The following is an 11,988-nucleotide window of genomic DNA, read 5'->3' as shown; positions in this document are numbered from 1 at the left end:
GGATGGATTCGAAAACAGAAAAAGCGGATGAAATTTTTTCCGCTCGCGTTCAGAATATGATCGCGGCCGCAACGGATAAAAATTACCCGAAGTATTCTTTGTTTCTGGACGAGCATCAGCAGATGCTGGCGCTGGGCATTCTGAAGAAACACCAATGTGAGCATTACCATTTTTACGGTGGTTTTAAGGAAGCAAAACGAAAGATGCTTTGCGTGTATCCGGATTATCTGCAAATAGAGGACCTTTCTTTTCCGATCCGGTACCTTTCTTTCACATATCGGAAGAGCGATACTCTGACGCACCGGGACTTTCTTGGGTCCTTGATGGCGCTTCAGATCAAAAGGGAAACGGTTGGCGATATTGCGGTTGGAGAAGGGCTCTGTTCTATTGCGGTCGGAGAAAGCACAGCGGATTATATCTTAAATAATGTGCGCAAGATCGGCCGTGTTGGGGTGGCTGTTTGTGAAACAGAATCTCCCAGCATACAGGTCCAGCAGGAATTTGAAGAGCAAAGCGGTACTGTGGCTTCTTTAAGGATCGACAGTGTGGCTGCGCTTGCTACCAAATTAAGTCGGTCGAAAACCGTACAGCTGATTGAAGCCGGAAAAGTAGCTGTGAATTATCAGGAGATCTCTTCTGCTTCACAGATGCTCAAGCCGGGCGATGTCATTTCTGTGCGCGGTTTTGGCAAATATATTCTCGGGGAAGAGATCCGGGAAACGAAAAAAGGCAGATACTATATTATGATGCACAAATACATATAAAGGGGGCAACACCATAATGAACAGCAATGAAATTATGGCTAAGGATTTTGACGTAGTAAGAAGAGGCTTTGACCCGGACGTTGTAAAAGGATACTTGGCTGAAGTTTCTAACTATGTAAAATCTTTGGAAGCAGACAAAGTAAACATGATGAAAAAGCTGGAAGTTCTGGCGCGCAAAGTAGAAGAATATAAAAAAGATGAAGAAAGTTTGCAGGATGCTTTACTGGGCGCTCAGAAACTTGCGAAAGCCACCATTGGCGATGCGCAGGAAAAAGCTGACACGATTACCACCGAAGCGCAGGAAAAGGCGGATGCTCTGTCTGCTGCCGCAAAAGCTGACGCGGAAAAAATGGTAACAGAAGCGAAGGCGTTTTCTCAGGAACTGCTGACGAAAACAAAGGCAGAATCTGAACGTATGATGGCTGAAACAAAAGCTAACATCGAAAATACTCTGCGTACCAGCAGATATGAAATTGAAAAAGAACAGACGATCCTTTTGAGAACGCAGAGAGAAGTTTCTAAATTCAAAAAAGAATTGTTGGATATTTACCGCACCCATATTGACCTGATCCAGAAATTGCCGGATGATATGAATTCTGACAAAACGGAAGAAGAAAAAGAAGTACGCGAGCTGCAGAAAAACATCTACCAGCAGAAAGTGGAAGAAAAACAGCATGAGGATCTGCCGGCAGATGTAACGGTCAAAGAAGAAACGATCGATACTGCTGCAACAGAAACTTCCGCAGAAGTGAAGGAAGCGCCGGCTGAAGCTGCCGAGCCGCAGGTCAGTAAATTTGGGGAATTAAAATTTGGCAGCAATTCCTAAGGGAATCGTTGTCTGATATGGAAAACAGGAACCTGCCGGCATTTTTGCTGTCAGGTACTTGTTATTTCGGTAAAGATTTACTTAAGGAGAGTTTTGTTGAATGGCACAGGATTACAATCAAACACTGAACTTACCGCAGACTGAGTTCCCTATGCGGGGGAATCTTCCGAAGCGTGAGCCTGATATGTTGAACGCTTGGGAAGAGGCGGACTTATACCAGAAATTGATGGAAAAGAATGAAGGGAAACCTTTGTTCATTTTGCATGACGGCCCTCCGTATGCAAATGGGAATATCCATATGGGTACTGCGTTAAATAAGGTGCTCAAGGATTTTATCATCAAATATAAAAATATGAACGGCTTTAAAGCCCCGTATGTTCCGGGGTGGGATACCCATGGTCTGCCGATCGAACTGAAAGCACTGAAAAAAGACGGTGTTGACCCGGCCTCGATCTCCAAAGTGGAACTGAGAAAGATCTGCAAGGAATTTGCAACTTCCTTTATTGGTTCTATGACGAACCAATTCAAACGTTTGGGAGTCATTGGGGACTTTGAAAATCCGTATATGACTCTGCGCCCAGAATTTGAGGCAAAACAGATCGAAGTATTCGGCGCGATGGCAAAACGTGATTTCATTTATAAAGGGTTAAAGCCGGTTTATTGGTGTCCTGAATGTAATACCGCGTTGGCGGAAGCTGAAATTGAATACGCCAACGATCCGTGCCATTCTATTTATGTAAAATTCCGGGTAACAGACGACAAGGGATTCTTCTCTAATATGGGTGTTGACCCGAAAGATGTTTTCTTTGTGATCTGGACCACTACGACATGGACGTTGCCGGGCAACGTAGCGATCTGCCTTGGGCCGGAATACGAGTATACCTTGGTAAAGGCAAACGGCGAATACTATGTAATGGCGAAAGAACTGGTCGCTCCGACTATGGAAGCAGCCAAAATCACAGATTATGAAACAGAGGGTTCTTTCTTAGGAAAAGAACTGGAATATATGAAAGTCGCACATCCGTTTATGAACCGGGAATCGTTGGTGATCTATGGGGATCACGTCACCTTGGAAAGCGGTACTGGCTGCGTTCATACAGCACCCGGACACGGTGTGGAAGACTTTGAGGTCTGCAAAAATTATCCGGAGATCCCGATCATCGTTCCGGTTGATTCGGTTGGGAAACTGACTGAGGAAGCTGGAGAATTTGCCGGGTTAACCACCGATGAGGCTAACAAAGCGATCGCAATTAAATTAGAGGAAATCGGCGCTTTGTTTGCTTTGCAGAAGATCATCCACCAATATCCGCATTGCTGGAGATGTAAACAGCCCGTCCTGTTCCGTGCAACAGAACAGTGGTTCTGCTCGGTCGATGGGTTTAAGGATGAGGCGATTCAAGCGATCCATGATGTGAAATGGATCCCAGAATGGGGCGAAGGACGGATCGAAGGAATGGTCCGTGACCGCAGCGACTGGTGTATTTCCCGTCAGCGCTCTTGGGGCGTGCCGATCCCGATCGTTTACTGCAAGGACTGCGGGAAAATGATCGTCAATGACGAAACGATCAAGGCGATTTCCGACCTGTTCCGCAAAGAAGGGGCAGATGCTTGGTTTGAAAAAGAGGCGAGCGAATTTATCCCGGACAGTGTGAAATGTGAATGCGGATGCGGGGAGTTTATCAAAGAAACAGACATTATGGACGTTTGGTTTGACAGCGGAGTCAGCCACGCAGCTGTTTTGGCGGAACGCGATGACCTGCAATGGCCGGCTGACCTTTATTTAGAGGGTGCTGACCAGTACCGTGGATGGTTCCAGTCCTCCTTGCTGACCTCGGTTGCGTGGAAAGGCGCCGCGCCTTATAAGGCGGTCTGCACCCACGGCTGGGTTGTAGACGGGGAAGGCAGAAAGATGTCTAAATCCCTGGGCAACGGGATTGAAGCGGATGAGATCATCCAGCAGTACGGCGCAGATATTCTGCGTTTGTGGGTTGCTTCCTCCGACTACCATGCCGACATTAGAATTTCAAAGGAAATCCTGAAACAGCTGAGCGATACCTACCGCAAGATCAGGAATACTGCAAAATATATCATTGGGAACCTGTTTGATTTTGATCCGGATACTGATATGGTTGCTTTAGATCAGTTGGAAGAACTGGATAAGCTGGCAATGACCCGTTTGAATACTCTGATTGAAAAGGTCAATGCAGGTTACGAGGCGTTGGATTTCCATGTTGTTTATCACGCTATTTATAATTTCTGCGTTGTTGATATGTCAAACTTCTATCTTGACATCATCAAGGACCGGTTATATTGTGAAGCGCCAGCGGGAGCTTTACGCCGTTCTGCACAAACTGCGATGTATCTGATCTTGAACACCTTAACAAAGATACTGGCTCCAATCTTGGCTTATACTTCTGATGAGATCTGGAAAGCAATGCCGCATTCCAAAGAAGATGATGCGGAAAATGTTCTGTTTAACCAGATGTCTAAACCGTTTGCACTTTCTGTGGATCAGGCGTTTATGGATAAGTGGAACCGCATTTATGCAGTGTGCGGAGATGTTCAGAAAGCTTTGGAAGAAAAGCGGAGCGAGAAGCTGATCGGAAAATCCTTGGATGCAAAGGTGACCTTGTATTGTGACGGGGAATTGTTCACATTCCTGTCTGGGGTGAAGGGAGAACTGAAAACGATCTTTATTTGCTCTCAGGTCGAAGTGTTAAACGGGACCGGGGAATTTTCCGGTGAAACCGAAGGGCTTTCGATAACAGTTACCAAAGCGGAAGGCGAAAAATGTGAGCGCTGCTGGGTTTATGACGACAGCGTTGGAAAAGATGCAGAACACCCAACACTGTGCGCGCGCTGTGCGGGCGTGATGAAAAACTAAGGATACTTTAAATTGCCGTTATCAGAACCGCTGTATAACGGCAATTTCTATATTGTCACAGGAGAAATAGCATGAATATCATCAAAAAACATCTAAATTATTTCGTTTTATTTGCAGCCTTAGTTGCGATCGGCCTAGATCAGTTGTTTAAATATCTGGCGATCCAGTTTTTGTCCGGCATAGAAACTCTGCCGCTGATAAATGGCGTACTGAATCTAACTTATTTGGAGAACAGGGGCGCCGCCTTTGGGATTTTTCAGGGGAAAAAGTTCTTATTGGTCGGGATCACCGGTCTTTTGATTTTGGGCTTGATCGTGCTGTTACTGGCCGGACGCATCCGTTCCGCCATGCTGATGTGGGCTGTTGGGCTGATTATCGGCGGCGGGATCGGCAATTTGATCGACCGGATCTTCCGAGGATACGTTGTGGATTATGTGCATGTCCGCTTTATCCAGTTCCCGATCTTTAATTTTGCGGATTGTCTGGTCGTGATCGGAACGATCATGATCATTATCTATTTTTTATTCATTGAGGGACGCAAAAAAACGGATGAAAAGACACAGGAAACATCAAAATGAATCAGGAATTTGAATCGGTCAAAACAATAGAATGCCTGGATTCCGATCAGGGGAAAAGGCTGGATAAATTTCTGTCAGAGATCTTTCCCGAGCGTACGCGCAGCAGCCTGCAAAAACTCCTGGAATCGGGAAATGTATTGTTAAAGGATAAGCCGCTCCCTAAAAACTATAAGCTAAAAGGAGCAGAAATGCTGGTCGTACAATTTCCTATGCCGCGGGAACTGACGATCAATGCGCAGGATATTCCGTTAGAGGTCGTATATGAGGACGCTGACCTGCTGGTGATAAATAAACCGAAGGGGATGGTGGTTCATCCGGCTCCCGGAAATTATGAGGGAACGCTGGTTAATGCCCTTCTGTATCATTGCGGGGACAGCCTTTCGGGAATCAACGGGGTGATCCGTCCCGGGATCGTTCACCGGATCGACAAGGATACTTCCGGCCTTTTGATGGTCGCAAAGAACGACAAGGCACATTTGTTTCTGGCGGAACAGATCAAGGAGCACAGCTTTCTGAGGGAATATGAGGCGGTCGTGTATCACGCGCCGAAAGAGGAGAGCGGGGAGATTGACCTGCCGATTGGCCGTTCCAAAGTAGACCGGAAAAAGATGTGCGTAACAGACCAGAATTCTAAACCGGCAGTCACTTATTTTGAGGTGTTGGAACGATTTTCAGGGTTTTCCCATCTGAGGTTTCGTCTAAAGACCGGCAGGACCCACCAGATTCGTGTGCATATGGCGTATTTGGGGTGCCCTGTCGCAGGCGATCCGGTTTACGGGCCGAAAAAGGTGATCACCTCATTACAGGGACAGTGTCTGCACGCTAAAAAGTTGGGGTTCATTCATCCCACGACTAAGGAATGGATGGAGTTTGACAGCCCGCTGCCGGAATATTTTCAGGCCTTTTTACGGGGATTGGGAAGGAAATAAGGAGGCGCAGGATGAAAAAGCCGTTATCCCATATATTATTGATCACAGATATGGATGATACTTTGTTGAGGACGGATAAGACTGTCAGCCGGGAAAATCTAGATGCACTGGAGGAATTCCGGGCTTTGGGAGGAAAGTTTACCATAGCGACCGGCCGTTCTATCCCCTCCTATCTGCCATATCATCAAAGCCTGCATCCGGACTGCGCGGTGGTGCTCAATAACGGCGCTGTCTTATACCGTCCGGACCGGGATGAAATTCTGTGGAATTCGATCCTGCCAGCCAGCGCCAAGGAATATGTGACACAGGCAGTACAGGAATTTGACTCGCTGGGAGTAGAGATTTTGCTGGGGAAAGAGATCTTTATCCCCAAAATGAACCAGCAGATCTGCGACCATATGGAGCATGAACATTTAGTACATACGGTGGCGCCGGTAGAACAGATCCCGGATGAGTGGTACAAGGTGCTTTATGCCATGGAGCCTGATGAACTGCCCGGACTTTGCAGCTTTTTAGAGCAGCAGGGACATTCTGATGTGACCTATGTCACTTCCAGCTCCTGTTATTGTGAAATGCTTCCCAAGAATACCTCGAAAGGGGATTCCTTAAAAATTTTGCTGGAATTAGAACAACTTCAAAATCATAAGGTATATGCGGTAGGGGACTATTACAACGACATCCACTTGTTGGAGGCCGCGGATGTTGCGGCAGCAGTGGACAACGCACCGGATGATGTGAAAGCATACGCGGACTTTGTGGTGGCCTCTAACAACGAACATGGGATTGCTCAGGTAGTGAAACGCATCATGGAGAAAGAATTATGATCTCGAAAAAACAAATATGGTCTGAAAGCTGTTTGAGAAAAAGAAGACAACGGCAGGCTATTTTGCTATTGTTGCTATTGATTTTATGCGGTGTTCTGTTGACTATGCTTTTCATAAGAGAGCCGGGAGCTGCCCATTATTCCAAAGGGGCGATCTGTTTGGATGCGGGGCACGGCGCGGAATATACCGGGGCTGTTTATGAAGGCCGTCAAGAAAAGGACGATACGCTGCGCATTGCGAAGGAGGTGCGCAATGTACTGGAACGCCAAGGGCAAAAAGTTTTGATGACCCGCGACGGTGACGATAATATCGGTTTGAAAGAACGGACAGACCTTGCAAACCGGTATCGGGCTTCTGTATTTGTTTCCCTGCACCGTAACAGCGGAAGCGGAAAAGGAGTAGAGATCTGGGTGGAGCATACACAGCCGGAACCAGACACTACCTTGGCTAATAATATCTTAACTGAGTTAGAGAAAGCTGGGATCCAGGAAAACCGGGGCGTCAAATTCGGATACCGGGAAAACCATTCCAATGCGGATTATTCAGTTAACCGGGAATCTGAGATGCCGAGCTGTCTGGTAGAGCTTGGATTCATGCAAAATGAAGTGGATAACCAGTTTTTCGATGATCACCTGCATGATTATGCGGTCGCGATCGCAAGGGGAATTATGAAGACGTTTGGAATTCCCTTTGATGAAAGCAAAATTTGATTGGAAAATCTGTTCCAATTTTGAGCGCTTCGGTAAAAACAGTAAAACACCCCCTTGTGTGATACACAAGGGGGTGTTTTGGTATAGAATGGCCTTTATTTGCGCAATACCGCTAAAATATAGGGCGGTAAGGATTTATTGATAAAGTCGTATTTTAAAACATCATATTCTTTTGCGTTTAAGGAGGTGCAGAACGGTTCGATCAGTTCGCTTTCCAGCTTTCCCTGCGGGTGGCCGGGATATAAAACAATGACAAGCAAACCACCTTTACACAGATTATTCACTGCTAAAGATACTGCCTGCATGGTAGTTTGAGGCAGGGTTGTGACTGATTTATCCCCATTGGGCAAATAACCTAGGTTAAAGACCGCTGCATCAATCGGGTCATTGACATATTCTAAAAAACGGTGGTGGCTGTCTAATATCAGACGCACGTTGCTGACACCGTGTTCTTCCAACCGCTTTTGGGTGGAGGCTAAAGCCTGAGGCTGAATGTCGAACGCCGTTACCACAGATTGGGTGTGCTGGGCCAAGAACAGGGTATCATGCCCGTTTCCCATGGTAAAATCAAGATAGTTCCCCGCTGGCTTTACATGAGGGAGAAGCAACGTTTTGACAAAATCAAGAATCCGTTCCAATGTTGTTCCACTCCTTTCCCTGCATGCTGTTCCGCCGCAGAAGCTCTTTGTCGATTTCATTCATCACCACAAATTTTTTTAAGCTCCACAGCGGCCCAACCAGGTCCTCTTTCTTTCCGTCGCCAGTGACCCGCTGGATTACCGTTTGTGGAGAAAATACCTCCAGCTGGTCGCAGATGATCTGTACATATTCCTCTAGGCTGAGGAGGGAAAAGTCCCCGCGCTCCAGTTCGTTTGCGATTTGTGTTCCTTTGAGTACATGCAGCAAATGAAGCTTGACAGAATGGGGACGCAAAGCGGCGACGGTCCGCGCGGAATAAAGCATCATTTCGTGCGTTTCGCCGGGCAGGCCGTTGATCAGGTGGACGCACACCCGAATCCCCCGTTGAGTCAGTAGACGATACCCTTTTAAAAAGTCCTGATACGAGTGGCAGCGGTTGATCCGTTCGCCGGTTTCATCAAATACGCTTTGCAGCCCCAACTCCACCATCAGATGGGTTTTCTGGTTGATCTGCGCCAGATAATCGGCGGTCGCCGGGCTAAGGCAGTCTGCGCGAGTAGCAATGCTTAAGCCCACAACGTTGGGGTAGGCGAGCGCCTCTTCAAAGCACCGTTTTAAAACCGGCAAAGGGGCATAAGTGTTGGTGTGCGCCTGAAAATAGGCAATGTATTGCGCCTGCGGCCATTTTTGATGAAGTTGGTGTTTTATTTCGTCAAATTGCTTGTGTAAAGGCGTTTCGGGATTCCCGGCAAAATCGCCGCTGCCGGCGGAAGAACAATAGGTGCATCCGCCCACGCCTTTTTTTCCGTCAAGGTTTGGGCAGGTAAATCCCGCGTTTAAAGAAACCTTAAAAACTTTGCCGCCAAATTGATGCCGCAAGTAATAATTCCAGGTATGGTAGCGCTTGTTATCATCAGAATAAGGAAAAGGTGACTTCATAATCCAGCCTTTCTCAGCATAAAATTTTGATACCGAATCTATTATAGCCTGTCCTGAAAGCAAAGGCAAGCTGGGGAAAGCGGTTTACAAATATTTTATGGGAATTAAATTGATTATTTTTAGAAATTCCAGTATAATTATAATAATGAGAAAAAGTTCTTGAAAGGTACTAATATGATGAAAGAAACGCTTGCTATGCTGTTAAAACAGCAGAATATAGAATATAAAGAAAATATCAGCCTGTCGCAGTACACCTCCTTTAAAATCGGAGGGCCGTGCCCGTTGATGCTCCTTCCCCATACGGTGCAGGAGGTGGAACAGGCAGTGGTTAGCTGTAAGCAGGAAAACGTCCCTTACCTGATTCTTGGGAACGGTTCAAACATGCTGGTTTCGGACGACGGTTATGACGGGGCAGTCATTTGGTTTCATCATAATTTTTCCGAGATCTATTTGGAAAACGAAACGACCGTTTATGCGCAGGCGGGGGTCAGCCTTGCGGGGCTGTGCGTTTTTGCACAGAAGCATGGTTTGTCCGGGCTTGAATTTGCCTATGGGATTCCTGCAACAGTGGGCGGAGCCGTTTACATGAACGCGGGAGCCTACGGCGGGGAGATGAAAGATGCGGTTTCCTACGCCGATTATGTGGACGAAACTGGGAAGCTGTGCCGGAAATATTTAACGGAGCTGGATTTTTCCTACCGCCACAGCTTTTTTACCAATACTGCGAACGTGATCGTAGGGGCGGGGTTCTCTTTGCGGCCGGAAGAGCCGGAAAAGATCCGCACCGCAATGGACGATTTTTACACAAGGAGGAAATCAAAGCAGCCGCTGGAATATCCGAGCGCGGGCAGCACCTTTAAACGCCCGCAGGGAGCCTATGCCGCGCAGTTGATCGAAGACTGCGGGTTAAAAGGCAGGACAGTCGGCGGGGCGCAGGTCAGTGAAAAGCACAGCGGATTTGTCATCAACAGGGGCGGCGCTACCTGTGCCGATGTATTGGAATTGATCCGTATCATTCAGGAAACTGTAAAAGAAAAAACCGGCTTTACCTTGGAATGTGAAGTAAAACGAATCGGTTTTTAAAAGAAAGTGGAGGCCAAAATTATGGAAATGCTGATAATTACAGGGATGTCCGGCGCTGGGAAATCCCGGATGATCGACACCTTGGAGGACATTGGATTTTACTGCGTGGACAATATGCCGCCAATGCTGATCAGCAAATTTGCAGAGCTGGCGTCCCAAAGTGAAAATAATATCAATAAAATGGCAGTGGTCGTAGACGCGCGAAGCGGCCGGCTCTTTCAGGAATTTTACCGTGAAATGGACCTACTGGTAGAACGGGGGATCGAACATAAGCTGTTGTTTTTGGATTGCTCCAACGATGTTTTGATGCGCCGTTACAAGGAAACCCGAAGAAAGCATCCGCTGTTTGACGAGGGCACGCCCTCGATCGAACAGGCGATCCAGAAAGAACGGGAAATGCTGCGTCCGGCAAGGGAAAGGGCAGATTATGTCATCGACACGACTCATCTGGCGCCGATCCAGCTAAAGGAAAAGGTGACAGCTATTTTCTTGGACAATATTTCTACCGGAATGCTGATCAACTGTATGTCTTTTGGCTTTAAATACGGTCCAGCCAGTGAGGCGGACCTGGTGTTTGACGTGCGCTGTTTGCCGAATCCCTTTTATATTAAGGAATTAAAATTTAAAACAGGGATCACGTCAGAGGTACAGGAATATGTGATGAGTTGGCCGCAGTCGCAGGAGCTTTTGAAAAAGCTGATTGACCTGATCGACTTTTTGATTCCCTTGTATGTTGCCGAAGGAAAAAGCCAGCTTGTCATTGCGATGGGCTGTACCGGGGGAAAACACCGGTCGGTCACCTTTGCGGAGATGGTTTACCGCCATCTGCTTGACCAGAACCGGAAAGTTACGGTAAACCACCGTGACATCAGCAAATAGGAAAGGTTTGTTTTTCATGACGTTTTCACAGTCGGTGAAACAGGAATTGTGCCATGCAAAATTCCATTGTCCGGAGTGCGGGTTTCTGTGTACCTACATGGCGCTTTCGCTGTGCCAAAGGCAGAGCCCGGAGATCTTATACCGTTCGGACCGCCCGGAAGTGGTCGAATTTTTGGCGGAAAATCTGGTGGAGGACATTGGGGTCATTGCGACGGTGACAAACCCCGATCTTTCGGCAAAGGGGAAGAACAAAGTGCTGCTGCTGACCTTGGAGGACAAAGAGGACAGGCAGGCTTATTTAAAGCGGTATGAAATTCCGATGAAGAACGCTCTGGAAAAGGTGAAAAAGGCATGCTGCCGGGCAGCAGTGCTCCGTGGGGCGTTTTTATCCTGTGGAACGATCGTAGACCCGGCGCGGGAATACCATTTGGAGTTCCGTTTTTTAGATAAGGAACAGGCGGATTTGTTTGCGTCTTTTTGCGAAAGGTTTGACTTGCGTTTTCACAGGGCGACCCGGAAAGAAACAGATATATTATATTTAAAGGAAAGCGAACATATCGAGGACCTGCTCACCTTTATGGGAGCAGTTAAGTCGGCAATGAACCTGATGGATGTCAAGATCGTGAAAGAGGTCCGCAACAACGTGAACCGGATCACCAACTGTGAAACTGCGAATATCCAGAAAACGGTGACAGCTTCTGTAAAACAGGTGCGGGATATTGAACTGATCCGTGCAGGAAAGGGGCTTTCTTTTTTGTCGGAGGATCTTCAAAAAACAGCGAAAGCACGGTTAAAATATCCAGAATTGTCGTTAGGGGAGCTGTGCAAGGTCATTGACCCGAATCTTTCCCGTTCCGGTTTAAACCACCGGTTAAAACGATTGTCCGCCATTGCGGAAGAAATGAGAAAAGAAAAATAACAGGAAGAGGAAAA

At 47.1% G+C, this 11,988-nt stretch carries 12 protein-coding genes; 10 read left to right on the top strand and 2 right to left on the bottom strand.

Going from position 1 to position 11,988, the window contains the following annotated elements; all coding sequences use genetic code 11:
• Positions 1–2 precede the first annotated feature (2 nt).
• The 7 genes from CIB36_RS06355 to CIB36_RS06325 all read left to right on the top strand — a co-directional run bounded on the left by CIB36_RS06355 (position 3) and on the right by CIB36_RS06325 (position 7,515).
• Positions 3–764: a YlmH family RNA-binding protein gene (locus CIB36_RS06355; RefSeq protein WP_093988683.1), complete on the top strand. Its 762-nt coding sequence runs from the start codon at positions 3–5 to the stop codon at positions 762–764.
• A gap of 16 nt (positions 765–780) precedes the next feature.
• Positions 781–1,590, top strand: coding sequence for a DivIVA domain-containing protein (locus tag CIB36_RS06350; protein ID WP_093988682.1), 810 nt, complete (start codon positions 781–783; stop codon positions 1,588–1,590).
• Between the two features lie 100 nt (positions 1,591–1,690).
• A complete protein-coding gene (gene ileS, locus CIB36_RS06345) occupies positions 1,691–4,474 on the top strand; it encodes an isoleucine--tRNA ligase (RefSeq protein ID WP_093988681.1) in 2,784 nt (927 codons plus the stop codon).
• Between the two features lie 71 nt (positions 4,475–4,545).
• The gene (lspA, locus tag CIB36_RS06340; RefSeq protein ID WP_093988680.1) at positions 4,546–5,052 is read left to right on the top strand and encodes a signal peptidase II; all 507 of its coding nucleotides are present in this window, start codon (positions 4,546–4,548) and stop codon (positions 5,050–5,052) included.
• Positions 5,049–5,981, top strand: a complete 933-nt coding sequence (locus CIB36_RS06335) for an RluA family pseudouridine synthase (RefSeq protein WP_093988679.1) — start codon at positions 5,049–5,051, stop codon at positions 5,979–5,981. Before lspA ends, CIB36_RS06335 begins: the two co-directional genes overlap by 4 nt.
• An 11-nt stretch (positions 5,982–5,992) precedes the next feature.
• Entirely contained in the window at positions 5,993–6,805 is an 813-nt protein-coding gene (locus CIB36_RS06330) for a Cof-type HAD-IIB family hydrolase (protein WP_093988678.1), read from the top strand.
• Between the two features lie 104 nt (positions 6,806–6,909).
• A complete protein-coding gene (locus tag CIB36_RS06325; RefSeq protein WP_158662600.1) occupies positions 6,910–7,515 on the top strand; it encodes an N-acetylmuramoyl-L-alanine amidase family protein in 606 nt (201 codons plus the stop codon).
• A 95-nt stretch (positions 7,516–7,610) separates the two neighbouring features.
• On the opposite strand, the gene CIB36_RS06320 is transcribed toward CIB36_RS06325, so the two are convergent.
• Together CIB36_RS06320 and CIB36_RS06315 are read right to left on the bottom strand one after the other, a co-directional pair.
• Positions 7,611–8,153, bottom strand: coding sequence for a class I SAM-dependent methyltransferase (locus CIB36_RS06320; RefSeq protein ID WP_203226433.1), 543 nt, complete (start codon positions 8,151–8,153; stop codon positions 7,611–7,613).
• Entirely contained in the window at positions 8,137–9,093 is a 957-nt protein-coding gene (locus CIB36_RS06315) for a TIGR01212 family radical SAM protein (protein WP_093988675.1), read from the bottom strand. Before CIB36_RS06315 ends, CIB36_RS06320 begins: the two co-directional genes overlap by 17 nt.
• Before the next feature lie 174 nt (positions 9,094–9,267).
• Between CIB36_RS06315 and murB the strand changes: the two genes are divergently transcribed.
• From murB to whiA, 3 genes are read left to right on the top strand one after another with little or no spacing between them, the layout of a single operon-like run.
• A complete protein-coding gene (gene murB / locus CIB36_RS06310) occupies positions 9,268–10,176 on the top strand; it encodes a UDP-N-acetylmuramate dehydrogenase (RefSeq protein ID WP_229408205.1) in 909 nt (302 codons plus the stop codon).
• 21 nt (positions 10,177–10,197) lie between these two features.
• On the top strand, positions 10,198–11,055 hold the full coding sequence (gene rapZ / locus CIB36_RS06305) for an RNase adapter RapZ (protein WP_093988674.1): 858 nt from the start codon (positions 10,198–10,200) through the stop codon (positions 11,053–11,055).
• Between the two features lie 16 nt (positions 11,056–11,071).
• The gene (whiA, locus tag CIB36_RS06300) at positions 11,072–11,974 is read left to right on the top strand and encodes a DNA-binding protein WhiA (RefSeq protein ID WP_093988673.1); all 903 of its coding nucleotides are present in this window, start codon (positions 11,072–11,074) and stop codon (positions 11,972–11,974) included.
• Positions 11,975–11,988 lie beyond the last annotated feature (14 nt).

The sequence above is a fragment of the Massiliimalia timonensis genome, assembly GCF_900186585.1.
Lineage (GTDB): Bacteria > Bacillota > Clostridia > Oscillospirales > Ruminococcaceae > Massiliimalia > Massiliimalia timonensis.
This window is presented reverse-complemented; position numbering and strand designations above follow the sequence as displayed.